This window comes from Escherichia sp. GZ89, from assembly GCF_019366485.1.
Lineage (GTDB): Bacteria > Pseudomonadota > Gammaproteobacteria > Enterobacterales > Enterobacteriaceae > Escherichia > Escherichia fergusonii.
The window spans coordinates 176,828-203,187 of sequence record NZ_JAEOHX010000007.1; the positions used below are offsets into that span (position 1 = coordinate 176,828).

Genomic DNA, 26,360 nt, shown 5'->3' on the forward strand with positions numbered 1-26,360 from the left:
GGTAAGCGAGAAAAATGCGCTATAGATTTCCACTTTATCCCGGACGCACTCTTTTTTGATCGCGCTTTGTTAAGCCATCAACCACTAAGTTCCAGGAGTCATTGATCAGATCGCTAAGTAACGCTTCGGAGATTTCCTCGCCGGGATAAACCGAAATCCAGTGCTTTTTATTCATGTGATATCCAGGCTTAATGCTCGGGTATATCTGCTGATTTAACAGGGATTTTTGTGGATCGGACTTCAAATTGATAAAGGGGACGCCGCGCAGCTCCGACGACAGCATAAAAATCTTGCCGCCAATTTTAAAAACATCGAACTCCGGGCCAAAAGGCCAGCAAAGCTCGACAAAGGGTAACTCAAGGGCCAGGCGTTTCGCCGTTTCGTGCAGTGATTGCTTATCCATAAACGTTCCTTTAGGCGAAGGAGAATAAGCAAAGTATGCCGTGAAGTACGGCGATAATCGACGTTTAATCCGCCAGCGAGAACCAGCGTCGCCAGATAAAGCGCAGAACAAAATACTCAATTGCGCCCAGCACTAAAAACCACAGGCAAAACAATAAAGTGTAAAGCTGGCTAAGATCCATCAGATGGAACGTGCTCACCAGTTTTTGTGCCAGCGTCAGCCCCAGTGCGGGGGCGGGCAGCAGCAGGCAAGAGAGGAAAGCCATCAGCAAAATGCCTGCTGCGGTGGTTAAGGTTTCTAAAGGGTGTTTCATAACATTGTTAAATGTAAGTTAAAACACCATTGTCAGGGATATTCTTCTGTAAGGCAATTCCCGACTTATTCTCCGGCCCAAATCTCACAATGCTTTTTCACCAGTCCAATCAGAGAGCCGCCATCGGCGACGAAATCACGCATCAGCTGCGCTTCATTCAGACCGCTGACGACCTGGCGATGCAGGGCCTCAATCGCGCTCGATGCGCCAATTTTATCTGCCGAAGGGGCGATTGTTTCCAGTAAACGTAAGGTGTCTTCCGTTAGTGGCCGACGATCGCCAGTGTGCGGATTGGTAATGGCACCTTCCAGCCCATAACGGCAGGCCTGGAAGCGGTTGAATTTATACAGCAGGTAATCTTTCTCCTGATGTTTGAACGGGCGTTCCGTCAGTAACCAGTGGGCGGTGGCCTGAATTAATCCCGCCATATTTACCGCGTGGCTAAGGGTTAATGGGGTATCCATCACCCGAACTTCCACCGTGCCAAAATGGGGGCTGGGGCGAATATCCCAGTGCAGATCTTTAATGCTGTCGATCATCGTGGTGTAACTCAGACAACGAAACAGGGCTTCAAATTGTTGCCAGTTACTGACCCACGGCATCGGGCCATTGTCGGGAAAGGCGGAAAAAATATTCGGTCTTGAGGAAGCAAAGCGTGTATCCGTTCCCTGCATATACGGCGATGCGGCAGAAAGGGCGATAAAGTGCGGCACAAATCGCGACAAGCCGTGCAGCAAATAAATGGCGTCATCGCCACTGGCGCAGCCAACATGGACATGCTGACCAAAAACGGTCGCCTGCTGAATGAGATAACCAAAGTTTTCCAGCGTTCGTTGATAGCGTTCGTTATCGCATACCTCCTGACGCTGCCATTTCTGAAACGGGTGCGTGCCACCGCCGCAAATTTCCAGATGATGGTCTGCGGCTGCCTGCAATACGACTTTCTGCATCGCTGAAAATTGCCCGGCAGCTTGGTTGATATCACGGCAAACATCCGTCGCCAGCTCCAGCATGCTTTCGGTGATATCGTGCTTTACTTCCCCGGCAGTGATCTGATTTTTAACCGCGTCAATCAGCGTTGAAGAGTCCTGGCTTAAGTCATAGCCCGGCGGATTAACCACCTGCATTTCCAGTTCAATACCGAGGGTAAAAGGTTCAGAGACTTGAAAATCGGGTATTGGCATAGGTTTCTCTTATGTTGGCGTTTCCATTTCAGTATAGAAGTGGGAGCGGCCGGGGGAGATGCGGAAGTTCTGGAATGTTTCTTTTTTTTGGTGATGGTGAACTGATTGCTACTGAAGCAATTTGGCTACTTTTGCAATGTGCCAAGTTACGGCAGAGCTGGCTGGCGGCGGAGAATTTTGACGATTGAGGGGCGAAGGAAAAACTGGCTTAGTTTCGGTTGATCTAATGCATAGTGAGAAGTCCGAAATAAGACCAGCTGTATAAATAAACAGCTATTTTGCTAAGGAAGGGTAAGATAACGGCGGGTGCCTGAAGCTTTCTGGTTTCAGGTTAACTCTGAGGTCTGGAAAGATGAAGCCCCAGGAGATATTTCTATCAACCCTGGGGCTGCCACTCCAAACCAGACAATTTGGATGGTAGTCCCTTCTTCGCATGGAGGCAATATAAACATGCTGACGAAATATGCCCTTGTGGCGGTCATAGTGCTGTGTTTGACAGTGCTGGGATTTACGCTTCTGGTCGGCGACTCACTGTGTGAGTTCACCGTAAAGGAACGTAATATTGAGTTCAGGGCTGTTCTCGCTTACGAACCGAAGAAGTAGCCGTTGTGCGGGGAGTAATCCCCGCATATCCGGTTGTCAGGTCAGGATGGTAAGGCACCTGCTTTACACTTTCGCCCGCGGTCAGTGATGGCTGCGGGCGATTTCGTATCAGACGCCTGTCAATTAATCGTGTTGGCACAGCGTGATGACTCGCTTTCCTTTTATCCGCCAGTGCACAACAAACTTTTCATCCTTTCGACGAAGGATGATCCGCTGTTTATTCCAGTTAATTATTTGATAATTCAGAAAACCTGCATCAGGTTGCCTCTCACTTGCTTTAAATGCGCTTTCTTTGGCGGAAAATGCCAGTGTCAGCGCCAGAGAAAAGGCTAAACCGCAGTCTGCGAGTCGCTCGTGTTCTGCTGGTGTAATAATGTTGTCTGTCAATTCTCTTGCGGTTTGTGCAGAGAAAATCTCTTCGATATCAATACCAATGGGTTGACGGGATACCACGGCCAATGCCGTAGTCCCGCAGTGGCTAATACTGCCGTATACCTCCGCAGGCCACACAGGTTGGCGTAGCTCGCCGATTGCGGGCACACATTTATAGCCATATTCCCGCAAGGCGTAAACAGCAGCGATCCGTCCGGCTAAATGCTCTGTTTTACGTTTACGTCCAGCGTGTTGCAGTTGTGCGTAGTGTGGCAGCCAGAGTAAATCCTGCTCGCGAAAACTCACCGGATCAAACTCAACAAAATGCAGCGTATGTCCGGCAAAGGGGAGGGAGGTATGCGTAGTTTTCATGTCGACTATATTATTCCTCCCCCAAATATCGGGGGAGGAAGCATTAGCATCAGAAGTGCGTATTAATGCTCATATACCATGTACGTCCCGGCTCGTTATAGGTATACGCCCCGGCCCCCGCGATATAGTTGGCTCCTGCCAGATCGCCCGTGGTCTGGGCATTACCCGCACGCCACAAACGTTTGTCGAACAGGTTGTCCACGCCGCCGGTCAGACTGACATTCTTCGTCACATCCCAGGTCGCGCTCAGGCCTACAATGCTGTACGGACTGATTTCTTTGGTTTCCGGTCCAACCGCTGGCTGACCTTTATAGTTGTACTTCTTCGGCTGCTGCTTGCCGTACCAGGTGAAGGTCGTTTGCATCGACAAATCTTCCCGTGCCTGCCAGCTCAGCGTTGAGTTCAACGTATATTCCGGGATGATCGATAAACGGTCGCCCGTAGTTTTGTTTTCACTCTTCAGCATATAAGTGATGTTATTGGTCCACATCACCGTTTCGCTAACCGGCACATTTAACGATCCTTCCAGACCTTCAACCACCGCTTTCGGCACGTTATCCCACTGATAGAGATCGGTGCCGACTGCGTTTTGCCCTACAGCCACATAGCCCGCTTCAATCTTATTGCGATAATCGTTACGGAACCAGGTGACGCCCGCCAGCCAGCCGTCGCGTTTGAACTCCAGACCAATCTCTTTGTTGATGCTGGTTTCCGCTTTCAGGTCATCATTACCTTGCAAATAGCAGCCGCCCGCGCTGGCATAGCAGCCCTGACCTTTACTGTAGAGAATGTAGTTCGGGTTAGTCTGGTACAGGCTCGGCGCTTTATAAGCACGGGCGATGCCCATTTTCAGCGTGAAGTCATCGCCTAAACCTTGCGATATATTCAGCGCTGGACTCCAGTTATTGCCGACAATGCTGTGATGATCGAAACGCAGCCCCGGCGTTACGATGGTGCTGTCAGTCAGCTCCATGTTGTTTTCGGCAAATAGCGAGAAAATTTCTGCCTTTGAATATGGGCTACGGTCAGTGGCACTTACACCATCAATAGCACCGCCGGTATTCGTTCCGGTCAGCGCCTGGGTGTTGGAACTTAAGTCCTTCATCCGCTGCTGATTCCACTCAGTCCCCAGCGTCAGCGTCTGGTTAACGAGGAAATCAATCGGCAGGTTAACTTCGCTGTGCAACATCACGTCATCAAGATCGATATCGACGAAATCTTGTGTCGCTTTTTCGTTAAATTTCCCTTCGGTGCCGCCCGCCAAACCTTCCGGTATACGCGAGTTACGGGTGTGTTCGTACTGCACCCAGTTGCTGGTGGTCACGCCGTTATCCCAGCCACCGTTCCAGGTCAGCGAGTAGTTCTGGCGATACAGGCGGTTGGTTTCATCGCCATATTTAGAGCGAGTGTAAGCGTCAGAGTTGGTGTTCTGGGTGTCACCCGCATACAGGTTACCCTGGCGGCTGTAGCCCGCTTCAAGTTCGAGTGACTGCATAGGGGCGAAGTCCCAACGCACCACGCCATTGATATCTTTGTTGATCACCCCTTCGCGCCCGGCTGGTAACGTCGTGGCATAGGTTCCGGCACGCGCGGACTGATGGCCCTGGTTAATATCCCACGCATCAGCCTGAGTTTTGTCGAGGTTGCCATATAAACGGAAGCTGAATTGGTCGCCCAGCGGACCGGTCAAGCTAAAGTTGGTGCGTTTGGTGGCACCTTCCTCTTTATGTTCTGGCGCATTGAAATAAGCATCCCAGGAGCCGTGCCACTCGCCGCTGCCTTTTTTGGTAATGATGTTAACCACGCCGCCCGCCGCGCCGTTGCCATAACGCGCAGCTGCCGGACCACGCAGAACTTCAATACGTTCAATCATTTCAGGCGGCACCCAGGAGGTATCACCACGGGTATCACGCTCGCCACGCCAGCCCTGACGCACCGAGTTACGGCTGCTGACAGGCTTACCGTCAATCAAAATCAGCGTGTTTTCCGGACCCATGCCGCGAATATCAATCTGGCGGTTATTACCACGCTGACCACTGGTGGAGTTACCAGTCAGGTTAACGCCAGGCATGGTACGAATGATCTCCGACACATCGCGGGCAACCGGGTTTTTGCGGATTTCATCTGCGGTGATGGTCGAAACGCCAGGCGCCTGCAAGTTCTGCTCGGCGGCGGTAACGACAATAGTATCGTCATGTGAAACAGGAGTATCGGTTGGCTCTTGTGCCTGCGCTACCCCATAAATCCCCAGATTGACCAACAAGGCCAGGGAATGAATCTTCTTGTTCATTGTTTTATTCCTGCATTTTTGCCACGAATTGCAACTGTCGGGCGTAGTCGTCATCAATACGACGTATCCCGCTACCGCGAAAACCTTTGATCCTGAAAGACACGCAGTGCAGTTGATTAATTAATGTCCGCGCTTCCCACGGCGCGCCATTACGCTATTGCAAATGCAAATAGTTATCAATAATATTATCAATATATTTCTGCAATCAATGAAAAATTGCACAGTAAACATGGGGTTATGGTGTGACGGCGTTAAAAGTAGGAAGTGAGAGCTGGTGGCAGTCGAAACATGGCCCGGAATGTCAGCGTCTGAATGACGAAATGTATCAGGTCACTTTCTGGTGGCGTGATCCACAAGGTTCTGAAGACCACTCGACGATAAAGCGCGTATGGGTCTATATCACTGGCGTGACCGATCACCATCAGAACAGCCAGCCCCAGTCGATGCAGCGAATTGCAGGGACCGATGTCTGGCAGTGGACGACACAACTCAATGCCAACTGGCGCGGCAGCTACTGTTTTATTCCTACCGAACGTGATGACATTTTTTCTGCACCATCACCTGATCGCCTCGAATTGCGCGAAGGCTGGCGAAAACTATTACCCCAGGCGATAGCCGATCCGCTAAATCCACAAAGCTGGAAAGGCGGGCGAGGGCACGCTGTTTCTGCACTCGAAATGCCGCAAGCGCCCCTGCAACCGGGATGGGATTGTCCGCAAGCGCCAGAAACGCCTGCCAAAGAAATTATCTGGAAAAGTGAACGGTTGAAAAATTCACGCCGTGTATGGATTTTTACCACCGGCGATGCAACAGCAGAAGAACGTCCGCTGGCAGTTTTACTTGATGGCGAATTTTGGGCGCAGAGTATGCCCGTCTGGCCTGCGCTGACTTCTCTGACCCATCGTCAGCAACTTCCTCCCGCCGTGTACGTGTTGATCGACGCTATCGACACCACGCAACGTGCCCACGAACTGCCGTGTAATGCGGATTTCTGGCTGGCAGTACAGCAAGAGTTATTACCCCAGGTGAAAACTATCGCCCCCTTTAGCGATCGCGCCGATCGCACCGTGGTCGCAGGGCAGAGTTTTGGTGGACTTTCCGCGCTGTATGCCGGACTGCGCTGGCCTGAACGCTTTGGCTGTGTATTAAGCCAGTCGGGATCGTACTGGTGGCCGCATCGGGGCGGGCAGCAAGAGGGCGTGTTACTTGAACAGCTCAAAGCTGGTGAAGTTAGCGCCGAAGGTCTGCGCATTGTGCTGGAAGCAGGTATTCGCGAGCCGATGATCATGCGGGCCAATCAGGCGCTGTATGCGCAATTAACCCCCCTAAAAGAATCCATTTTCTGGCGTCAGGTTGACGGCGGACATGATGCGCTTTGTTGGCGCGGTGGCTTGATGCAGGGGCTAATCGACCTCTGGCAACCACTTTTCCATGACAGGAGTTGAATATGGCATTCAGTAATCCCTTCGATGATCCGCAGGGCGTGTTTTACATTTTACGCAATGCGCAGGGGCAATTCAGTCTGTGGCCGCAACAGTGCGCCTTACCGGCAGGCTGGGATGTTGTGTGTCAGCCGCAGTCACAGGCGTCCTGCCAGCAGTGGCTGGACGCCCACTGGCGTACTCTGACACCGGCGAATTTCATCCAGCAGCAGGAGGCGCAATGAGCCAGCATTTACCTTTAGTTGCCGCACAGCCCGGCATCTGGATGGCAGAAAAACTGTCGGATTTACCCTCCGCCTGGAGCGTGGCGCATTACGTTGAGTTAACCGGAGAGGTTGATGCGCCATTACTGGCTCGCGCGGTGGTTGCCGGATTAGCGCAAGCAGATACGCTGCGGATGCGTTTTACGGAAGATAACGGCGAAGTCTGGCAATGGGTCGATGATGCGCTGACGTTCGAACTGCCAGAAATTATCGACCTGCGAACCAACATTGATCCGCACGGTACTGCGCAGGCATTAATGCAGGCGGATTTGCAACAAGATCTGCGCGTCGATAGCGGTAAACCTCTGGTTTTTCATCAACTGATACAGGTGGCAGATAACCGCTGGTACTGGTATCAGCGTTACCACCATTTGCTGGTCGATGGCTTCAGTTTCCCGGTCATTACCCACCAGATCGCCAACATTTACTGTGCATGGATGCGTGGCGAACCAACACCGGCTTCGCCGTTTACGCCTTTCGCTGATGTCGTGGAAGAGTACCAGCAGTATCGCGAAAGCGAAGCCTGGCAGCGTGATGCGGCATTCTGGGCGGAGCAACGTCGTCAACTACCACCGCCCGCGTCACTTTCTCCAGCCCCTTTACCGGGGCGCAGCGCCTCGGCAGATATTTTGCGTCTGAAACTGGAATTTAACGGCGGGGAATTCCGTCAGTTGGCTACGCAACTTTCAGGTGTACAACGTACCGATATAGCCCTTGCGCTGGCGGCTTTGTGGCTGGGGCGATTGTGCAACCACATGGACTATGCCGCCGGATTTATCTTTATGCGTCGACTGGGCTCAGCTGCGCTGACGGCTACCGGACCTGTGCTCAACGTGTTGCCGTTGGGTATTCACATTGAGGCACAAGAAACATTGCCTCAACTGGCAGCCCGACTAGCGGCACAACTGAAAAAAATGCGTCGTCATCAACGTTACGATGCCGAACAAATTGTCCGTGACAGCGGGCGCGCGGCGGGAGAGGAACCGCTGTTCGGTCCGGTGCTCAATATTAAAGTATTTGATTATCAGTTAGATATTCCGGGGGTACAGGCGCAAACCCATTCCCTGGCAACCGGTCCGGTTAATGACCTTGAACTGGCCCTTTTCCCGGATGAAAACGGTGATTTGAGTATTGAGATCCTCGCCAATAAACAGCGTTACGATGAGCCAACGCTAATCAAGCATGCTGAACGGCTGAAAATGCTGACGGCGCAGTTTGCCGCGGATCCGGCGCGGTTGTGCGGCGATGTCGATATTATGCTGCCAGAAGAGTATGCACAGCTGGCGCAGATCAACGCCACTCAGGTTGAGATTCCAGAAACTACGCTGAGCGCGCTGGTGGCAGAACAAGCGGCAAAAACACCGGATGCTCCGGCGCTGGCAGATGCGCGTTACCAGTTTAGCTATCGGGAAATGCGCGAGCAGGTGGTGGCGCTGGCGAATCTGCTGCGTGAGCGCGGCGTTAAACCTGGCGACAGCGTAGCGGTGGCACTACCGCGCTCGGTCTTTTTGACTATGGCGCTACATGCGATAGTTGAAGCAGGTGCGGCCTGGCTACCGCTGGATACGGGCTATCCGGACGATCGCCTGAAAATGATGCTGGAAGATGCGTGTCCGTCGCTGTTAATCACCACCGATGATCAACTGCCGCGCTTTAGTGATATCCCCAATTTAACCAGTCTTTGCTATAACGCCCCGCTTACACCGCAGGGCAGTGCGCCGCTGCAACTTTCACAACCGCACCACACGGCTTATATCATCTTTACCTCCGGTTCCACCGGCAGGCCGAAAGGGGTGATGGTCGGGCAGACGGCTATCGTTAACCGCCTGTTATGGATGCAAAATCACTACCCGCTTACAGGCGAAGATGTCGTTGCCCAAAAAACGCCGTGCAGTTTTGACGTCTCGGTGTGGGAGTTTTTCTGGCCGTTTATTGCCGGGGCGAAACTGGTGATGGCTGAACCGGAAGCGCACCGCGATCCGCTCGCTATGCAACAATTCTTTGCCGAATATGGCGTAACGACCACGCATTTTGTACCGTCGATGCTGGCGGCGTTTGTTGCTTCGTTGACGCCGGAAACCGCTCGCCAGAGTTGCGCGACGTTGAAACAGGTTTTCTGTAGTGGAGAAGCCTTACCAGCCGATTTATGTCGCGAATGGCAGCAGTTAACTGGCGCGCCGTTACATAATCTTTATGGCCCGACGGAAGCGGCGGTGGATGTGAGCTGGTATCCAGCCTTTGGTGCTGAACTTGCAGCGGTACGCGGCAGCAGTGTGCCGATTGGCTACCCGGTGTGGAACACGGGCCTGCGCATTCTCGATGCGATGATGCATCCGGTGCCGCCGGGTGTGGCGGGAGATCTCTATCTCACCGGTATTCAACTGGCGCAGGGGTATCTTGGACGACCCGATCTGACAGCCAGCCGCTTTATTGCCGATCCTTTCGCGCCAGGTGAACGGATGTACCGTACCGGAGATGTTGCCCGCTGGCTGGATAACGGCGCGGTGGAGTATCTCGGGCGTAGTGATGATCAGCTAAAAATTCGTGGTCAGCGGATTGAACTGGGCGAAATCGATCGTGTGATGCAGGCGCTGCCGGATGTCGAGCAAGCAGTTACCCACGCTTGTGTGATTAATCAGGCGGCAGCCACCGGAGGGGATGCGCGTCAACTGGTGGGCTATCTGGTGTCGCAATCGGGCCTGCCACTGGATACCAGCACATTGCAGGCGCAGCTTCGCGAAAAATTGCCACCGCATATGGTGCCCGTGGTTCTGCTGCAACTGCCACAGTTACCACTTAGCGCCAACGGTAAGCTGGATCGCAAAGCCTTACCGTTGCCGGAACTGAAGGCACAAGCGCCGGGGCGTGCGCCGAAAGCGGGCAGTGAAAAGATTATCGCCGCGGCGTTCTCGTCATTGCTGGGTTGTGACGTGCAGGATGCCGATGCTGATTTCTTTGCGCTTGGCGGTCATTCACTACTGGCAATGAAACTGGCTGCGCAGTTAAGTCGACAGTTTGCCCGTCAGATGACGCCGGGGCAGGTGATGGTCGCGTCAACCGTCGCCAAACTGGCAACGGTTATTGATGGTGAAGAAGACAGCTCCCGGCGCATGGGATTTGAAACCATCCTGCCGTTGCGTGAAGGTAATGGCCCGACGCTGTTTTGTTTCCATCCAGCATCTGGTTTTGCCTGGCAGTTTAGCGTGCTCTCGCGTTATCTCGATCCACAATGGTCGATTATTGGCATCCAGTCTCCGCGCCCTCATGGCCCCATGCAGACGGCGGCAAACCTGGATGAAGTCTGCGAAGCGCATCTGGCAACGTTACTTGAACAACAACCGCACGGTCCTTATTACCTGCTGGGGTATTCGCTGGGCGGTACGCTGGCGCAGGGAATAGCGGCAAGGCTGCGTGCCTGTGGCGAACAGGTAGCATTTCTTGGCTTGCTGGATACCTGGCCGCCAGAAACGCAGAACTGGCAGGAAAAAGAAGCTAATGGTCTGGACCCGGAAGTGTTGGCGGAGATTAACCGCGAACGTGAAGCCTTCCTGGCGGCACAGCAGGGGAGTACTTCAACGGAGCTGTTTACCACCATTGAAGGCAACTACGCTGATGCAGTGCGCTTGTTGACCACTGCTCATAGTGTACCGTTTGACGGCAAAGCGACGCTGTTTGTTGCCGAACGTACTCTTCAGGAAGGAATGAGTCCCGAACGGGCCTGGTCGCCGTGGATAGCCGAGCTGGATATTTATCGTTTAGATTGTGCGCATGTGGATATTATTTCCCCTGGTTATTTTAAACAAATAGGACCATTAATAAGGACATCAATTAATAACTAACAGTACGTTAATAAAGAATTTGTAATAATCCCACGGAAAACCATAATCCGACTAAATGATTATGGTTTTTTTATTCTTAAGAGTTATTAATTTCTCTGAGACCTGCTCCATTGCTGGGGTTGCTGAGTTTGCTACTCATTTTGGGGTAAAAATAGTGAAAGAGTTCTTTCGGATAATTCTCAGATCCTGTTAGAATATTATATTCACCGTTGTGCTTTTATAGACTCAAACCTCAGGTTTCACACATGCCATCATTAAATGTAAATCGAGAAAAAGACTCGGATTTCGTCGGCTATGCATTACCTTCGCCTGACAGAAATGAAATAGATTTATTACATCTTATTGACGTTCTTTGGCGGGCAAAGAAGCAAATTATTGCCATTAGTTTTGCATTTGCTTGTGCCGGAATATTAATTTCCTTTTTGTTGCCACAAAAATGGACCAGTGCAGCGGTAGTCACTCCTGCAGAAGCCGTGCAGTGGCAGGAACTGGAAAGAACATTTACCAAATTACGTGTACTGGATGTCGACGCTGGTATTGATCGTAGCAGCGTATTTAACCTTTTTATTAAGAAGTTTCAATCTCCTACACTGCTGGAAGATTATCTCCGCTCCTCACCTTATGTTATGGATCAACTGAAAGGGGCTGAAATTGATGAACTGGAGTTACACCGGGCTATTGTTGCGCTCAGCGAGAAAATGAAAGCGGTGGATGAGAATGCCAGCAAGAAGAAAGATGAAACTGCGCTCTATACTGCCTGGCGTTTAAGCTTTACTGCACCAACAAAAGAAGAGGCACAGCAGGTTCTGGCTGGTTATATCCAGTATATTTCCAATCTGGTGGTTACAGAATCACTGGAAAATATCCGTAATAAACTGGAAATTAAAACTCGTTTTGAGCAAGAAAAACTGGCTCAGGATCGTGTGAAAATACGCAATCAGTTGGATGCAAATATTCAACGACTGAATTATTCGCTCGACATTGCCAACGCTGCCGGGATTAAAAAACCAGTTTATAGCAACGGACAGGCAGTAAAAGACGATCCAGAATTTTCAATTTCTCTCGGTGCCGATGGTATTCAGCGTAAACTGGAAATCGAAAAAGGCGTTACAGACGTAGCCGAACTGAATGGTGATTTGCGTAATCGACAGTATTACGTAGAGCAACTCAAAAAGCTGAATGTTAGCGATGTCAAATTTTCACCGTTTAAATATCAGATGAAACCATCATTGCCGGTGAAGAAAGATGGTCCGGAGAGAGCGATTATTGCCATTCTGGCAGCGCTTGTGGGTGGAATGGTTGCTTGTGGTAGTGTACTGATGCGTAACGCCATGCTTTCTCGCAAGATGGAGAAAGCCATTACGGTAGATGAACAGTTAGTGTGATGACAACCGGGGAGCGGTAATGCGCTCCCTTTTTTCATTTTTTATTTCTCCCGAGCGGCACTACGAGCGGTGTTCCGGCTACCGGATCGTCAATTATCATGCAACGCAAACCATAAATACGCTCGATCAATTCAGCAGTGACAATCTCTTTCGGTGCTCCCTGAGCGACAATTTTCCCTTCACGTAATGCAATCAAATGGCTGGCGTAACGACAGGCCTGATTAAGATCGTGCAGTACCGCCGCCAGAGTATAGCCTTTCTCGCGGTTCAGTTCGCTTAGCAGTTCCAGTAGATCAATCTGATGACTGATATCCAGCCAGGTCGTTGGTTCATCGAGCAGCATAATTGCCGTTTCCTGGGCCAGCACCATCGCGATCCACGCTCGCTGACGTTGCCCACCGGAGAGGGTATCAACGCTTTGATTTGCCAGATGAGTTATTCCTGTGGCCTGCATCGCTTTCGTTACCGCTTCTTCATCTTCTTTACGCCAGCGGGTAAACAGCGGTTGATGCGGGTAACGCCCGCGCGCTACTAACTCCTGCACGGTGATATCTCCCGGCGTGGTGGCGTTTTGCGCCAGTAAACCAATCCGGCGTGCGACCTCTTTACTGGCGTAATGTTGAATGTGCTCGCCATCCAGCCAGACATGCCCGTGAGCAGGCGTCATCAGGCGGCTTAAGGTACGCAGTAACGTGGATTTACCGCAGCCATTTGGCCCGATAATCGCTGTGAAGTGACCATCAGGAATTTCTACAGTCAGATTTTCCGCAACGGTATATTTGCCATATCCGAGGGTTAACTGTTCGCCGCGCAAACGGGCTACTGATTCGGTCATTTTTTGCGAGACTCCTGAATTAACAAGACGATAAGGTAAATACCGCCGAGGCTGACGGTAACGACGCCAACCGGAAGTTGATACGGCATAAACAGTTGTTGAGCACAGAGATCGGCTGCCAGCAGTAACAGCGCACCGCACAGCGCTGCCTGGGTTAGACCCCAGCGAGCGGTGCCGCTGATGCGGCGGGCAATGTGTGGCGCGACTAAAGCAATAAAGGAAATCGGTCCGGCAAGGGCCGTTGCTGCAGCGGTAAGCACCACCGCCACCAGCATCATTAATAGACGCGAACGTTCGACACTGACGCCCAGCGCACACGCGGTGTCATCGCCCATCTCCAGCAAGCGCATCCGCCTTACCAGTAAGGCGGCGGCAATTAGCATCAATATAATGATGGGCGCGGAAGGCGAGGTTTTTGCCCACGTCAGGCCATTGAGCGATCCGGCATTCCACAAACCCGCTGTTAGCGCCGTTTCTAATGACGCTTTCAGCAACAGCCAGGTATTAAAGGCCACCAGCATGGCGCGAACACCGATGCCGATAATAATCAACCGAAAGGTGTCGATACCGTTACGCCAGGCAAGCAGCCAGACCAGCAGTGAAGTGACAATGCCGCCCGCCATTGCTGCCAGCGCGATAGCCGTCAGGTCCTGACCAAACAGCACCATCGCCACCAGCACGCCGCTCCACGCTCCGGTGTTAAAGCCCATTACGTCAGGGCTGCCGAGTGGGTTACGCATCAACGACTGAAAAATCGCACCGCTGACGCCCAGTGCCGCACCAATCAACAGCGCCATTAGTACCCGCGGTAAACGCCATTCGGTGACAACCATTGTCATACTGCGCGGTGCGTCACCCATCAGTGCGGCAAATACCTGAGAGGTTTCCAGCGTGACGGCACCGCTACGTAATCCCCACACGCTTGCCATCACACAAGCTATTATCAACAGCAGACAGGTGATAATTAATCGACGAGAGACGTAAATCATGCGCCACCTCGCGTTTTACGTCGTACAAGGAAGATCAGCACTGGTGCGCCAATAAAGGCACTGACTACAGAAACGCGCAGTTCGCCGGGAACAATCACCCGCCCGATAATATCGGCAAACAGCAGCAGGGCAGGTGTGGCGAGCAGCGTGACGGGCAGCGACCAGCGATGATCGGCACCTACCAGCCAGCGCGCCATATGTGGCATCATCAGGCCAATAAAGGCAATCGGGCCAACTACCGCCGTCGCACTACCACAAAGCACGGTAATCGCCAGTAGGCCAATCAACTGCGTGCGTGCTACGCGACTGCCCAGCGCCGTCGCGGTGTCACTGCCAAGGCTTAAACTGTTCAGCGCGCGGCTCAGTAATAGCGCAGTTGCTCCGGCGATCAGTACCGGGATCAGCACCACTTTTAAGGTGTGTAAATTACGAATATCCAGCGAACCGGCTTGCCAGAAACGCAGTTGATCGTAGACGTCGGGATTAAGCAGGGCGATGCCGCTGGTCAGCCCTTCCAGCACTGCCGCCAGCGCCACGCCCGCCAGAGTTAAACGCACCGGACTTAACTGCCCACCGCCCTGGCTGCCAGTAAAGGCAACAATCAACGAGGCCACCAGCGCCCCGGCGAAGGCCATCGCCAGTTGTTCCTGCGCGGATGAGTAACCAAACAGCGCCGCGCCCAGCACAATGGCAAAGCTGGCCCCGGCGTTCACGCCAAGCAAGCCGGGGTCGGCAAGTGGGTTTCGGGTGAGGGTTTGCATTAACGCCCCGGCAAGCCCAAGCGCGCCGCCTGCCAGTAAACCGGCAAGGGTGCGCGGCAGTCGCGCGTCGAGCACGATGGTGCAGTCGGCGCTCTGGCAGGTGCCGGAGAGGGCCTCCAGTACTACGGAAGCGGGGAGTGATTTTGCCCCAATGAGCAGGCTTAATGCCGTCGCGATAATCAGTAATAACAGCAATCCGGGCACGGCAATGGCGCGTGTCACGGCAACAGAACCAGACATACGAACTTCCATGATAATGAAATTAATTATCGTTATCGATCTTATTTGGATATGTTAGCATGTGCAGCCTAAGAATAGGTATTTAAAATATTTGATGGCAAGGCATTGTAATGAATAAACAATCCTGGCTGCTTAACCTCAGCCTGTTGAAAACGCACCCGGCGTTTCGCGCAGTATTCCTCGCTCGTTTTATCTCTATTGTTTCTCTGGGTTTGCTCGGCGTCGCGGTGCCGGTGCAGATCCAGATGATGACGCATTCTACCTGGCAGGTGGGGCTTTCGGTGACGCTGACCGGCGGGGCGATGTTTGTCGGTTTGATGGTCGGCGGTGTGCTGGCGGATCGCTATGAGCGCAAAAAAGTGATTTTGCTGGCGCGCGGCACCTGTGGCATTGGCTTCATTGGTCTGTGCCTGAACGCGTTACTGCCGGAGCCGTCTTTGCTGGCAATCTATTTACTCGGATTATGGGATGGCTTTTTCGCGTCACTTGGCGTTACGGCGCTGCTGGCGGCGACTCCGGCATTAGTTGGGCGTGAAAATTTAATGCAGGCCGGGGCAATCACCATGTTGACCGTGCGACTGGGATCGGTAATTTCGCCCATGATTGGCGGCTTACTGCTGGCGACTGGCGGCGTAGCCTGGAACTACGGGCTGGCGGCGGCGGGCACGTTTATTACCTTGCTACCGTTGTTAAGCCTTCCGGCGCTACCTCCGCCACCGCAACCGCGTGAGCATCCGTTGAAATCATTACTGGCAGGATTTCGTTTTCTGCTCGCCAGCCCGCTGGTGGGAGGGATTGCACTGCTGGGGGGATTATTGACGATGGCGAGCGCGGTACGGGTACTGTATCCGGCGCTGGCTGACAACTGGCAGATGTCGGCGGCACAGATTGGTTTTCTCTATGCGGCGATCCCGCTCGGTGCAGCTATTGGCGCGTTAACCAGCGGGAAGCTGGCACATAGCGCGCGACCAGGGTTATTGATGCTGCTCTCCACGCTGGGATCGTTCCTCGCCATTGGTTTGTTTGGCCTGATGCCGATGTGGATTTTAGGCGTGGTTTGCCTGGCGCTGTTCGGCTGGCTGAGCGCGGTTAGCTCATTGCTGCAATACACAATGCTGCAAACGCAAACCCCGGAAGCGATGTTAGGGCGGATTAACGGTTTGTGGACGGCACAAAACGTGACGGGTGATGCCATAGGCGCAGCGCTGTTGGGCGGTCTGGGGGCGATGATGACGCCGGTAGCCTCCGCAAGCGCGAACGGTTTTGGTTTGTTGATTATCGGCGTGTTGTTATTGCTGGTGCTGGTGGAGTTGCGGCGTTTTCGCCAGACGCCGCCGCAGGTGACAGCGTCCGACAGTTAATGCTTAAAACAGCGCCTTAAGCCGTTCCAGCACTTGCATGGCGCTGTAGTAATCCAGTCGGAACGTCTCGGTTCCCAGCGCATAAACCTGCTTGTTTTGTACTGCAGGCAGGTGCGCGAGCAGTGGATTGGCATAAATCGCATCGGCGTCTTTCTGATCACCGGCGAACAGGAATAGCGACTCGCCATTTAACCCTGCCGCCAGATTTTCCCCACCAAGCTGAATGATGTCATGGCGTTTGCCCTGGCTTTGGCTGGCGTTTAAGCCTGCGGGCAACCTGGCCAGCGTAAAGCCGAGTTGTTCCAGCATCTGCCCTTGTGCTGATTCAGCTGTCCAGAGATTGGCACTGTGCGCGGCGGCGGTATAGACAATGGCAGTGACCGGCTGCGGCGGTAATTTGATTTGCTCTTTCGCCGCCGTCAGTTGCTTATCAAACTGCGCAATCCGCTCTGCCGCTTGTTTCTCATGCCCGGTAATTTCGCCAAGTTGCGTTAACAGCGACTGCCAGCTTTTATCGTCGTAATTGATGATTAACGTTGGTGCGATAGTGGAAAGCTGATCGTATAGCGCCAGCGCTGAATCGCCGCCGGTCGCGCTAATTAAAATCAGATCTGGCATTTGTGCGGCTACTGCTTCGGCGTTCGGTTCGCCGATATAGAGACGTTGCAGTTTGCGTTCTTTCGCTACCTTGCTCCACTGGCGTAAAAAACCCTGGTCATCCGCTACGCGGTTATTCGGCGTGGTCGCGCCGCTGGCGATCACTGGTGCATCAATCGCCAGCAGCGAGCCGGTCAGGGTGACGCTGGTGGAAACAATACGTTGCGGCTGGCTTTCCAGGGTATGAGTACCACGACTGTCAGTAATCTGACGCGGCCAGTCGGCAGCCTGAACTGCGGATATTCCTGAAAGCAAAAGTCCTGCTAAAAGAAGGGCGTTGCGGTAGAGCGGGGCGAGTCTCACAAATCAGCTTCCTGTTATTAATGAAGTTAATGCTTCTCATTTTCATTGTAACCACAAGCAGATGCAACCCCGACTTGCAGATTGCGTTACCTCAAGAGTTGACATAGTGCTCGTTTGCTTTTAGGTTAGCGACCGAAAATATAAATGATAATCATTATTAAAGCCTTTATCATTTTGTGGAGGATGATATGGATACGTCACTGGCTGAGGAAGTACAGCAGACCATGGCAACACTTGCGCCCAATCGCTTTTTCTTTATGTCGCCGTACCGCAGTTTTACGACGTCAGGATGTTTCGCCCGCTTCGATGAACCAGCTGTGAACGGGGATTCGCCAGACAGTCCCTTCCAGCAAAAACTCGCCGCGCTGTTTGCCGATGCCAAAGCGCAGGGCATTAAAAATCCGGTGATGGTGGGGGCGATTCCCTTCGATCCACGTCAGCCTTCGTCGCTGTATATTCCCGAATCCTGGCAGTCGTTCTCCCGGCTGGAAAAACAGACTTCAGCCCGCCGTTTCACCCGCAGCCAGTCGCTGAACGTGGTGGAACGTCAGGCAATTCCTGAACAAGCTACGTTTGAACAGATGGTTGCCCGCGCCGCCGCACTTACCGCCACGCCGCAAGTCGACAAAGTGGTGTTGTCACGGTTGATTGATATCACCACTGACGCCGCCATTGATAGTGGCGTATTGCTGGAACGGTTGATTGCGCAAAACCCGGTTAGTTACAACTTCCATGTGCCGTTAGCTGATGGTGGCGTCCTGCTGGGAGCCAGCCCGGAACTGCTGCTACGTAAAGACGGCGAGCGTTTTAGCTCGATTCCGTTAGCCGGTTCCGCGCGTCGTCAGCCGGATGACGTGCTTGATCGCGAAGCGGGTAATCGTCTGTTGGCGTCAGAAAAAGATCGCCATGAACATGAACTGGTGACTCAGGCGATGAAAGAGGTACTGCGCGAACGCAGTAGTGAGTTACACGTTCCATCCTCCCCACAATTGATCACCACGCCGACGCTGTGGCATCTCGCAACACCCTTTGAAGGCAAAGCGAATTCGCAAGAAAACGCACTGACTCTGGCCTGTCTGCTGCATCCGACCCCCGCGCTGAGCGGTTTCCCGCATCAGGCCGCGACCCAGGTGATTGCTGAGCTGGAACCGTTCGACCGCGAACTGTTTGGCGGCATTGTGGGTTGGTGTGACAGCGAAGGTAACGGCGAGTGGGTGGTGACCATCCGCTGCGCGAAGCTGCGGGAAAATCAGGTGCGTCTGTTTGCCGGAGCGGGGATTGTGCCTGCGTCCTCACCGTTGGGTGAATGGCGCGAAACGGGCGTCAAACTTTCTACCATGTTGAACGTTTTTGGATTGCATTAAGGAGCGAGGATGAGCATTCCATTCACCCGCTGGCCGGAAGAGTTTGCCCGTCGCTATCGGGAAAAAGGCTACTGGCAGGATTTGCCGCTGACCGACATTCTGACCCGTCATGCCACAAGCGACAGCATCGCGGTCATCGACGGCGAGCGTCAGTTGAGTTACCGGGAACTGAATCAGGCGGCGGATAATCTCGCCTGTAGCTTGCGTCGTCAGGGCATTAAACCCGGTGAAACCGCACTGGTACAACTGGGTAACGTCGCTGAATTGTATATTACCTTTTTTGCGCTGTTAAAACTGGGCGTTGCACCGGTGCTGGCGCTGTTCAGTCATCAGCGTAGTGAAATGAACGCATACGCCAGCCAGATTAAACCGGTGTTACTGATTGCCGATCGCCAACATGCGCTGTTTAGCGGGGATGATTTCCTCAATACATTTGTTGCAGAGCACTCCTCCATTCGCGTGGTGCAGCTGCTGAACGACAGCGGTGAGCATAACTTGCAGGATGCGATTAACCATCCGGCAGAGGATTTTACTGCCACACCGTCACCTGCCGATGAAGTGGCCTATTTTCAGCTTTCCGGCGGCACCACCGGCACTCCGAAACTGATCCCGCGCACTCATAACGACTACTACTACAGCGTGCGTCGTAGCGTCGAGATTTGTCAGTTCACACAACAGACGCGCTACCTGTGCGCGATCCCGGCGGCTCATAACTACGCCATGAGTTCACCGGGATCGTTGGGGGTATTTCTCGCTGGCGGCACTGTCGTTCTGGCTGCCGACCCCAGCGCCACGCTTTGCTTCCCATTGATTGAAAAACATCAGGTGAACGTCACCGCGCTGGTGCCACCAGCAGTCAGCCTGTGGTTACAGGCGCTGACCGAAGGTGAAAGCCGGGCGCAGCTTGCCTCGCTGAAACTGTTACAGGTCGGTGGCGCACGTCTTTCTGCCACGCTTGCGGCGCGTATTCCCGCAGAGATTGGCTGCCAGTTACAGCAGGTATTCGGCATGGCGGAAGGGCTGGTGAACTACACCCGTCTTGATGATAGCGCGGAGAAAATTATCCATACCCAGGGCTATCCAATGTGTCCGGATGATGAAGTGTGGGTTGCCGATACTGACGGAAATCCACTGCCGCAAGGGGAAGTTGGACGCCTGATGACGCGCGGGCCGTACACCTTCCGCGGCTATTACAAAAGTCCACAGCACAATGCCAGCGCCTTTGATGCCAACGGTTTTTACTGTTCCGGCGATCTGATCTCTATTGATCCAGAGGGGTACATCACCGTGCAGGGGCGCGAGAAAGATCAGATCAACCGTGGCGGCGAGAAGATCGCTGCCGAAGAGATCGAAAACCTGTTACTGCGCCATCCGGCGGTGATCTACGCCGCCCTGGTGAGTATGGAAGATGAGCTGATGGGCGAAAAAAGCTGTGCTTATCTGGTGGTAAAAGAACCACAGCGTGCGGTACAGGTACGTCGTTTCCTGCGTGAACAGGGTATTGCCGAATTTAAATTACCTGATCGCGTGGAGTGCGTAGATTCACTTCCGCTGACGGCGGTCGGGAAAGTCGATAAAAAACAATTACGTCAGTGGCTGGCGTCACGCACATCAGCCTGAAGGAGAGAACACGATGGCTATTCCAAAATTACAGGCTTACGCACTGCCGGAGTCTCACGATATTCCGCACAATAAAGTCAACTGGGCCTTTGAGCCGCAACGTGCCGCGTTGTTAATCCATGATATGCAGGACTATTTTGTTAGCTTCTGGGGCGAGAACTGTCCGATGATGGAGCAGGTGATCGCTAATATTGCGGCACTACGCGACTACTGCAAACAGCACAATATCCCGGTTTATTACACCGCCCAGCCGAAAGAGCAGAGCGATGAAGATCGGGCGCTGTTGAATGATATGTGGGGGCCGGGCCTGACCCGTTCACCGGAACAGCAAAAGGTGGTGGATCGCCTGACGCCAGATGCTGACGACACGGTGTTGGTGAAGTGGCGCTACAGTGCGTTTCATCGTTCTCCGCTGGAGCAAATGCTCAAAGAGAGTGGACGTAACCAGCTGATTATTACCGGGGTGTACGCCCACATTGGCTGTATGACCACCGCAACCGACGCATTTATGCGCGATATTAAACCGTTTATGGTGGCAGATGCGCTGGCCGATTTCAGCCGTGACGAGCATTTGATGTCGCTGAAATATGTGGCCGGACGGTCTGGCCGGGTGGTGATGACTGAAGAATTACTGCCAGCACCTGTCCCCGCCAGCAAAGCGGCGCTGCGTGAGGTTATCCTGCCGTTGCTGGACGAGTCCGATGAACCGTTCGATGACGACAACCTGATCGACTACGGTCTGGATTCGGTGCGCATGATGGCGCTGGCGGCGCGCTGGCGCAAAGTGCATGGCGATATCGACTTTGTCATGCTGGCGAAAAACCCGACCATCGACGCCTGGTGGAAGCTACTCTCCCGCGAGGTGAAATAATGGATTTCAGCGGTAAAAATGTCTGGGTCACCGGCGCGGGGAAAGGTATCGGCTACGCCACGGCGCTGGCATTTGTTGAGGCGGGGGCGAAAGTTACCGGTTTTGATCAAGCGTTCACTCAGGAGCAATATCCTTTTGCGACCGAAGTAATGGATGTAGCCGACGCTGCGCAGGTGGCGCAAGTGTGTCAGCGACTGTTAGCACAAACGGAGCGACTGGACGTGCTGGTCAATGCGGCGGGAATTTTGCGCATGGGCGCGACCGATCAGCTCAGCAAGGAGGACTGGCAGCAGACTTTTGCGGTTAACGTCGGCGGTGCGTTTAACCTGTTCCAGCAGACCATGAACCAGTTTCGTCGTCAGCGGGGCGGGGCGATTGTTACTGTGGCGTCCGACGCCGCACACACACCGCGTATTGGTATGAGTGCTTACGGTGCGTCGAAAGCGGCGCTGAAAAGCCTGGCGTTGAGCGTCGGGCTGGAACTGGCGGGTAGCGGTGTACGCTGTAATGTGGTTTCCCCGGGGTCCACCGACACCGATATGCAACGCACGCTGTGGGTGAGTGATGACGCCGAAGAGCAGCGTATTCGCGGCTTTGGCGAGCAGTTTAAACTCGGCATTCCACTGGGGAAAATCGCCCGTCCACAAGAGATCGCCAACACGATTTTGTTCCTCGCCTCTGACCTCGCCAGCCATATCACCCTACAGGATATTGTGGTAGATGGCGGCTCAACACTGGGGGCATAAGCATGATCTGGAAACGCCATTTAACGCTCGACGAACTGAACGCCACCAGCGATAACACAATGGTGGCGCATCTGGGAATTGTTTATACCCGTCTGGGCGATGATGTGCTGGAAGCCGAAATGCCGGTTGATACCCGTACTCATCAGCCGTTTGGCCTGCTGCATGGCGGCGCGTCGGCGGCGCTGGCGGAAACCCTGGGATCGATGGCCGGATTTATGATGACTCGCGACGGACAGTGCGTGGTGGGCACGGAGCTTAACGCCACACATCATCGCCCGGTGTCTGAGGGAAAGGTACGCGGCATCTGCCAGCCGCTGCATCTTGGGCGGCAAAATCAGAGCTGGGAAATCGTTGTTTTCGATGAGCAGGGGCGGCGTTGCTGCACTTGCCGGCTGGGTACGGCAGTTTTGGGATGAACCCGACAGAATTAAATGAGATTGCAGGAAAACTCAGTTAACGAAGTGATCAAGTTAACATTGTTAAGTTAAATATTGGTTTCAACTCCGATTTACATAGTTGCTGTGTTGTTAAATTGCACAAAGATGTTATAGAAACAAAATGTAACATCTCTATGGACACGCACACGGATAACAACTATGAACAAATCAGGGAAATACCTCGTCTGGACAGTGGTCTCTGTAATGGGAGCATTTGCTCTGGGATACATTGCTTTAAATCGTGGGGAACAGATCAACGCGCTGTGGATTGTGGTGGCGTCGGTCTGTATCTATCTGATCGCTTACCGTTTTTATGGTCTTTATATTGCCAAAAATGTATTGGCGGTTGACCCGACGCGTATGACGCCAGCGGTGCGCCATAACGACGGGCTGGACTATGTGCCGACGGACAAGAAAGTGCTGTTCGGTCACCATTTTGCGGCTATTGCCGGAGCAGGCCCGTTGGTGGGGCCGGTACTGGCGGCGCAAATGGGCTACCTACCGGGGATGATCTGGCTACTTGCCGGGGTGGTTCTCGCCGGTGCGGTGCAGGATTTCATGGTGCTGTTTGTTTCCACGCGCCGTGACGGTCGCTCGCTGGGCGAGCTGGTTAAAGAAGAGATGGGGCCAACCGCCGGGGTGATAGCGCTGGTGGCCTGCTTTATGATCATGGTCATTATCCTTGCAGTACTGGCGATGATCGTGGTGAAAGCCCTGACTCATAGCCCGTGGGGAACGTATACCGTTGCTTTCACCATTCCGCTGGCGCTGTTTATGGGGATTTACCTGCGCTATCTGCGTCCGGGCCGCATTGGGGAAGTGTCGGTGATTGGCCTGGTATTCCTTATTTTCGCCATTATCTCTGGCGGCTGGGTGGCAGAAAGCCCGACCTGGGCACCGTACTTTGACTTTACCGGCGTGCAGCTGACCTGGATGCTGGTGGGTTACGGTTTTGTGGCGGCGGTTCTGCCGGTGTGGTTGCTGCTGGCTCCGCGTGACTACCTCTCTACCTTCCTGAAAATCGGGACTATCGTCGGTCTGGCGGTAGGCATTTTGATTATGCGCCCGACGCTGACCATGCCTGCGCTGACCAAATTTGTCGATGGCACTGGCCCGGTATGGACCGGTAACCTATTCCCGTTCCTGTTTATCACCATCGCCTGTGGCGCGGTGTCTGGCTTCCATGCGCTGATCTCTTCCGGCACCACGCCGAAGATGCTGGCGAACGAAGGGCAGGCGTGCTTTATCGGCTACGGCGGGATGTTGATGGAATCCTTCGTAGCGATTATGGCGCTGGTTTCCGCCTGTATCATCGATCCAGGTGTGTACTTCGCGATGAACAGCCCGATGGCGGTGCTGGCTCCGGCGGGGACGGCGGATGTAGTGGCATCTGCTGCGCAGGTAGTGAGTAGCTGGGGCTTTAGCATTACGCCAGATACGTTAAATCAGATTGCCAGCGAAGTGGGCGAACAGTCGATCATTTCCCGTGCGGGCGGTGCGCCGACCCTGGCGGTGGGGATGGCCTACATTCTGCACGGCGCGCTGGGTGGCATGATGGATGTGGCGTTCTGGTATCACTTCGCCATTCTGTTTGAAGCACTGTTTATTCTGACGGCGGTGGATGCGGGTACGCGTGCTGCGCGCTTTATGTTGCAGGATCTGCTGGGCGTGGTTTCTCCGGGCCTGAAACGGACCGATTCACTGCCTGCTAACCTGCTGGCAACGGCGCTGTGCGTGCTGGCGTGGGGTTACTTTCTGCATCAGGGCGTGGTCGATCCGCTGGGCGGTATTAACACTCTGTGGCCGCTGTTTGGCATTGCCAACCAGATGCTGGCAGGGATGGCGCTGATGCTCTGTGCCGTGGTGTTGTTCAAGATGAAACGTCAACGTTACGCCTGGGTGGCGCTGGTACCAACGGCCTGGCTGCTGATTTGTACCCTGACCGCAGGCTGGCAGAAAGCGTTTAGCCCGGATGCGAAAGTCGGTTTCCTGGCGATTGCTAACAAGTTCCAGGCAATGATCGACAGCGGCAATATTCCGTCGCAGTATACTGAGTCACAACTGGCGCAACTGGTGTTCAACAACCGTCTGGATGCCGGGTTAACCATCTTCTTTATGGTGGTCGTGGTGGTTCTGGCACTGTTCTCGATTAAGACGGCACTGGCGGCATTGAAAGAGCCGAAGCCAACGGCGAAAGAAACGCCGTATGAGCCAATGCCGGAAAATGTCGAGGAGATCGTGGCGCAGGCGAAAGGCGCGCACTAAAGTCAGAGTGAGGGGGGATGTTGGCATAGTGCCGAGGGTTCCCCTTACTCTCAGCAATTCCAGGCCGGATAAGGCGTTCACGCCGTATCCGGCACTCTATCAGCAACCTGATTACCGGAGGTATTGATGTTTGATTCACTGGCAAAAGCCGGAAAATATTTAGGTCAGGCGGCGAAACTAATGATTGGTATGCCTGATTACGACAACTATGTCGAACATATGCGAGTAAACCATCCCGACCAGACGCCGATGACCTACGAGGAGTTTTTCCGGGAGCGGCAGGACGCGCGCTACGGTGGAAAAGGTGGCGCGCGCTGCTGCTAAATCTGTACGTCAGACTTTAAACGATTCCACTTTTTCGAACGCTGCACGCAAGGTATCTGGTGTCAGCGTGACTGGCAGATAATGAATGGATTCCACCGGACGTAGGGTGTGGGCAATTATTTTGTCGATCTCCACCTGATTATTGATATCCACTTCCAGCTCCGCCAGCGTAGTCGGCAGATGAAAACGCTGATACGCCCCGGTTAATTGCGCCAGCACATCATCCTGACCCAGCAAGGCGCTTTGCACCAGAATTCCGTAGGCGACTTTGGTGCCGTGGAGAAACTTCTCGGTTTGTGGCAGTACAGTCAGACCGTTATGCACGGCATGGGCCGCCGCCACACGCGTAAAACGATCGCCCAGACCACCGACCATTCCGCCTCCGGCGATAATCGCATCGACCACATCGCAAAATGATTGCGTTAACTGCTGATTTTGCTGATCGGCAAGCGCCTGCTCGCTACTGCTTAACAAGACGTCACGAATGGCCTGCGCATTATTAATCCCCAGCCGTACGGTTAGCGGCAACGTTTCTGGTTGTGGGGCCAGCACCACCGCTTCATACCATTTCGCCAGCGTGTCACCGATTCCCGCCAGCAGATATTCTTGCGGCGCATTGAGGATTATCTCCGGTTCCACCAGCACCATAAAATTGGAGTCGTCAAAAATCTCATAATGTAGCGCCTGTCCGGCATCGTTGTACCAGACAGAGAGTGGTGTCCAGGCAGCGCAGGTAGCGGCAATCGTTGGAACGGCAACAAACGGCAGACCGAGACGGCGGGCGAGGGCTTTCGCGGTGTCGAGCAGTGCGCCGCCACCGACGCCAATCACCACGCTGCGATCGTCACCGGACTCAGCCGCCAGTTGTTGCACATCGCTTTCACTGCAATGACCGCGAAACAAAATATGCTTTGCCCCTGGCAGTTCAAACGCTGGCGGAAGTTTGCATTGCGCAGCAGCAATGGCGCGTTCGCCGTAGATCCACGCTGCGCGAGAAAGCTGTTCATCAGTAAAAAAATCTTGCAGGTGATTGAAACTTCCGGGATGTGAAAAGTAGTTAGCCGGGCCGACGACGACGCGGATAGGATTGTGAGGCATGTTGTGTTGTCCTTATTGTTTTA

23 protein-coding genes and 1 pseudogene are annotated in these 26,360 nt (G+C 53.6%); 13 read left to right on the forward strand and 11 right to left on the reverse strand.

Going from position 1 to position 26,360, the window contains the following annotated elements; translation table 11 throughout:
* Positions 1–34 precede the first annotated feature (34 nt).
* The 4 genes and pseudogenes from K0335_RS13380 to K0335_RS22625 all read right to left on the reverse strand — a co-directional run bounded on the left by K0335_RS13380 (position 35) and on the right by K0335_RS22625 (position 2,382).
* Positions 35–403 (reverse strand): MmcQ/YjbR family DNA-binding protein, encoded by a 369-nt coding sequence (locus K0335_RS13380; protein WP_104917840.1) that lies wholly within the window; start codon positions 401–403, stop codon positions 35–37.
* A gap of 64 nt (positions 404–467) precedes the next feature.
* Entirely contained in the window at positions 468–716 is a 249-nt protein-coding gene (locus K0335_RS13385) for a DUF1158 domain-containing protein (RefSeq protein WP_000682514.1), read from the reverse strand.
* A 65-nt stretch (positions 717–781) separates the two neighbouring features.
* On the reverse strand, positions 782–1,900 hold the full coding sequence (locus K0335_RS13390) for a YbdK family carboxylate-amine ligase (RefSeq protein WP_160194176.1): 1,119 nt from the start codon (positions 1,898–1,900) through the stop codon (positions 782–784).
* Between the two features lie 223 nt (positions 1,901–2,123).
* Positions 2,124–2,382: pseudogene (locus K0335_RS22625) on the reverse strand (hypothetical protein).
* Between K0335_RS22625 and hokE the strand changes: the two are divergent.
* Positions 2,351–2,503 (forward strand): type I toxin-antitoxin system toxin HokE, encoded by a 153-nt coding sequence (gene hokE, locus K0335_RS13395; protein ID WP_000956467.1) that lies wholly within the window; start codon positions 2,351–2,353, stop codon positions 2,501–2,503. The pseudogene K0335_RS22625 and the gene hokE sit on opposite strands and share 32 nt — an antisense overlap.
* A 123-nt stretch (positions 2,504–2,626) precedes the next feature.
* Here hokE and entD read toward each other — a convergent pair whose 3' ends face one another.
* Entirely contained in the window at positions 2,627–3,247 is a 621-nt protein-coding gene (gene entD / locus K0335_RS13400; protein WP_160194174.1) for an enterobactin synthase subunit EntD, read from the reverse strand.
* 49 nt (positions 3,248–3,296) lie between these two features.
* Entirely contained in the window at positions 3,297–5,537 is a 2,241-nt protein-coding gene (gene fepA / locus K0335_RS13405) for a siderophore enterobactin receptor FepA (RefSeq protein ID WP_001034938.1), read from the reverse strand.
* A gap of 242 nt (positions 5,538–5,779) precedes the next feature.
* Here fepA and fes point away from each other — a divergent pair, with 242 nt between their 5' ends.
* The 4 genes from fes to wzz(fepE) all read left to right on the forward strand — a co-directional run bounded on the left by fes (position 5,780) and on the right by wzz(fepE) (position 12,466).
* The gene (gene fes, locus K0335_RS13410; RefSeq protein WP_104919336.1) at positions 5,780–6,982 is read left to right on the forward strand and encodes an enterochelin esterase; all 1,203 of its coding nucleotides are present in this window, start codon (positions 5,780–5,782) and stop codon (positions 6,980–6,982) included.
* A 2-nt stretch (positions 6,983–6,984) separates the two neighbouring features.
* Positions 6,985–7,203: an MbtH family protein gene (locus K0335_RS13415; protein ID WP_000885808.1), complete on the forward strand. Its 219-nt coding sequence runs from the start codon at positions 6,985–6,987 to the stop codon at positions 7,201–7,203.
* Positions 7,200–11,081 carry an enterobactin non-ribosomal peptide synthetase EntF gene (gene entF / locus K0335_RS13420; protein WP_104919337.1) on the forward strand — a complete coding sequence of 1,294 codons (3,882 nt, stop codon included), beginning with the start codon at positions 7,200–7,202 and terminating at the stop codon, positions 11,079–11,081. Before K0335_RS13415 ends, entF begins: the two co-directional genes overlap by 4 nt.
* Positions 11,082–11,326: 245 nt before the next feature.
* The gene (gene wzz(fepE) / locus K0335_RS13425; RefSeq protein ID WP_219393864.1) at positions 11,327–12,466 is read left to right on the forward strand and encodes an LPS O-antigen length regulator Wzz(fepE); all 1,140 of its coding nucleotides are present in this window, start codon (positions 11,327–11,329) and stop codon (positions 12,464–12,466) included.
* 34 nt (positions 12,467–12,500) lie between these two features.
* On the opposite strand, the gene fepC is transcribed toward wzz(fepE), so the two are convergent.
* The 3 genes from fepC to fepD are packed head-to-tail and all read right to left on the reverse strand — an operon-like array spanning position 12,501 to position 15,291.
* Positions 12,501–13,301 (reverse strand): iron-enterobactin ABC transporter ATP-binding protein, encoded by an 801-nt coding sequence (gene fepC / locus K0335_RS13430; protein WP_000140651.1) that lies wholly within the window; start codon positions 13,299–13,301, stop codon positions 12,501–12,503.
* Entirely contained in the window at positions 13,298–14,290 is a 993-nt protein-coding gene (fepG, locus tag K0335_RS13435) for an iron-enterobactin ABC transporter permease (RefSeq protein WP_000640921.1), read from the reverse strand. Before fepG ends, fepC begins: the two co-directional genes overlap by 4 nt.
* Positions 14,287–15,291, reverse strand: coding sequence for a Fe(3+)-siderophore ABC transporter permease (fepD, locus tag K0335_RS13440; protein ID WP_001295314.1), 1,005 nt, complete (start codon positions 15,289–15,291; stop codon positions 14,287–14,289). Before fepD ends, fepG begins: the two co-directional genes overlap by 4 nt.
* A gap of 110 nt (positions 15,292–15,401) precedes the next feature.
* Here fepD and entS point away from each other — a divergent pair, with 110 nt between their 5' ends.
* Positions 15,402–16,652, forward strand: a complete 1,251-nt coding sequence (entS, locus tag K0335_RS13445; protein WP_175214770.1) for an enterobactin transporter EntS — start codon at positions 15,402–15,404, stop codon at positions 16,650–16,652.
* A 3-nt stretch (positions 16,653–16,655) separates the two neighbouring features.
* Here entS and fepB read toward each other — a convergent pair whose 3' ends face one another.
* Complete coding sequence (gene fepB, locus K0335_RS13450; protein WP_104919339.1) at positions 16,656–17,612, reverse strand: Fe2+-enterobactin ABC transporter substrate-binding protein; 957 nt, start codon at positions 17,610–17,612, stop codon at positions 16,656–16,658.
* Positions 17,613–17,800: 188 nt separating this feature from the next.
* On the opposite strand from fepB, the gene entC reads away from it, so the two are divergent.
* The 7 genes from entC to K0335_RS13485 all read left to right on the forward strand — a co-directional run bounded on the left by entC (position 17,801) and on the right by K0335_RS13485 (position 25,239).
* Positions 17,801–18,976: an isochorismate synthase EntC gene (entC, locus tag K0335_RS13455; RefSeq protein ID WP_046076554.1), complete on the forward strand. Its 1,176-nt coding sequence runs from the start codon at positions 17,801–17,803 to the stop codon at positions 18,974–18,976.
* A 9-nt stretch (positions 18,977–18,985) separates the two neighbouring features.
* Positions 18,986–20,596: a (2,3-dihydroxybenzoyl)adenylate synthase EntE gene (entE, locus tag K0335_RS13460; RefSeq protein ID WP_104919340.1), complete on the forward strand. Its 1,611-nt coding sequence runs from the start codon at positions 18,986–18,988 to the stop codon at positions 20,594–20,596.
* 13 nt (positions 20,597–20,609) lie between these two features.
* Entirely contained in the window at positions 20,610–21,467 is an 858-nt protein-coding gene (gene entB / locus K0335_RS13465) for an enterobactin biosynthesis bifunctional isochorismatase/aryl carrier protein EntB (protein WP_104919341.1), read from the forward strand.
* Entirely contained in the window at positions 21,467–22,213 is a 747-nt protein-coding gene (gene entA / locus K0335_RS13470) for a 2,3-dihydro-2,3-dihydroxybenzoate dehydrogenase EntA (RefSeq protein ID WP_000347659.1), read from the forward strand. The genes entB and entA overlap by 1 nt, the downstream gene beginning before the upstream one ends.
* A 2-nt stretch (positions 22,214–22,215) precedes the next feature.
* Positions 22,216–22,629: a proofreading thioesterase EntH gene (entH, locus tag K0335_RS13475; protein ID WP_000637946.1), complete on the forward strand. Its 414-nt coding sequence runs from the start codon at positions 22,216–22,218 to the stop codon at positions 22,627–22,629.
* Between the two features lie 180 nt (positions 22,630–22,809).
* On the forward strand, positions 22,810–24,915 hold the full coding sequence (gene cstA, locus K0335_RS13480) for a pyruvate/proton symporter CstA (RefSeq protein ID WP_104919342.1): 2,106 nt from the start codon (positions 22,810–22,812) through the stop codon (positions 24,913–24,915).
* A 126-nt stretch (positions 24,916–25,041) separates the two neighbouring features.
* A complete protein-coding gene (locus K0335_RS13485) occupies positions 25,042–25,239 on the forward strand; it encodes a YbdD/YjiX family protein (protein WP_000460431.1) in 198 nt (65 codons plus the stop codon).
* A 9-nt stretch (positions 25,240–25,248) separates the two neighbouring features.
* Here K0335_RS13485 and hcxA read toward each other — a convergent pair whose 3' ends face one another.
* Positions 25,249–26,337, reverse strand: a complete 1,089-nt coding sequence (gene hcxA / locus K0335_RS13490) for a hydroxycarboxylate dehydrogenase HcxA (protein ID WP_104919343.1) — start codon at positions 26,335–26,337, stop codon at positions 25,249–25,251.
* Between the last annotated feature and the right edge of the window lie 23 nt (positions 26,338–26,360).

Excerpts from the sequence above, each read along its gene's own strand:
- entF (WP_104919337.1), top strand. The coding sequence starts at position 7,200 with ATGAGCCAGCATTTACCTTTAGTTGCCGCACAGCCCGGCATCTGGATG.
- K0335_RS13380 (WP_104917840.1), bottom strand. The coding sequence starts at position 403 with ATGGATAAGCAATCACTGCACGAAACGGCGAAACGCCTGGCCCTTGAG.
- entD (WP_160194174.1), bottom strand. The coding sequence starts at position 3,247 with ATGAAAACTACGCATACCTCCCTCCCCTTTGCCGGACATACGCTGCAT.
- fepA (WP_001034938.1), bottom strand. The coding sequence starts at position 5,537 with ATGAACAAGAAGATTCATTCCCTGGCCTTGTTGGTCAATCTGGGGATT.
- entE (WP_104919340.1), top strand. The coding sequence starts at position 18,986 with ATGAGCATTCCATTCACCCGCTGGCCGGAAGAGTTTGCCCGTCGCTAT.
- entA (WP_000347659.1), top strand. The coding sequence starts at position 21,467 with ATGGATTTCAGCGGTAAAAATGTCTGGGTCACCGGCGCGGGGAAAGGT.
- hcxA (WP_104919343.1), bottom strand. The coding sequence starts at position 26,337 with ATGCCTCACAATCCTATCCGCGTCGTCGTCGGCCCGGCTAACTACTTT.
- fepD (WP_001295314.1), bottom strand. The coding sequence starts at position 15,291 with ATGTCTGGTTCTGTTGCCGTGACACGCGCCATTGCCGTGCCCGGATTG.
- K0335_RS13485 (WP_000460431.1), top strand. The coding sequence starts at position 25,042 with ATGTTTGATTCACTGGCAAAAGCCGGAAAATATTTAGGTCAGGCGGCG.
- hokE (WP_000956467.1), top strand. The coding sequence starts at position 2,351 with ATGCTGACGAAATATGCCCTTGTGGCGGTCATAGTGCTGTGTTTGACA.
- entB (WP_104919341.1), top strand. The coding sequence starts at position 20,610 with ATGGCTATTCCAAAATTACAGGCTTACGCACTGCCGGAGTCTCACGAT.
- K0335_RS13390 (WP_160194176.1), bottom strand. The coding sequence starts at position 1,900 with ATGCCAATACCCGATTTTCAAGTCTCTGAACCTTTTACCCTCGGTATT.
- entC (WP_046076554.1), top strand. The coding sequence starts at position 17,801 with ATGGATACGTCACTGGCTGAGGAAGTACAGCAGACCATGGCAACACTT.
- cstA (WP_104919342.1), top strand. The coding sequence starts at position 22,810 with ATGAACAAATCAGGGAAATACCTCGTCTGGACAGTGGTCTCTGTAATG.
- entH (WP_000637946.1), top strand. The coding sequence starts at position 22,216 with ATGATCTGGAAACGCCATTTAACGCTCGACGAACTGAACGCCACCAGC.
- K0335_RS13385 (WP_000682514.1), bottom strand. The coding sequence starts at position 716 with ATGAAACACCCTTTAGAAACCTTAACCACCGCAGCAGGCATTTTGCTG.
- entS (WP_175214770.1), top strand. The coding sequence starts at position 15,402 with ATGAATAAACAATCCTGGCTGCTTAACCTCAGCCTGTTGAAAACGCAC.
- K0335_RS13415 (WP_000885808.1), top strand. The coding sequence starts at position 6,985 with ATGGCATTCAGTAATCCCTTCGATGATCCGCAGGGCGTGTTTTACATT.
- fepG (WP_000640921.1), bottom strand. The coding sequence starts at position 14,290 with ATGATTTACGTCTCTCGTCGATTAATTATCACCTGTCTGCTGTTGATA.
- fepC (WP_000140651.1), bottom strand. The coding sequence starts at position 13,301 with ATGACCGAATCAGTAGCCCGTTTGCGCGGCGAACAGTTAACCCTCGGA.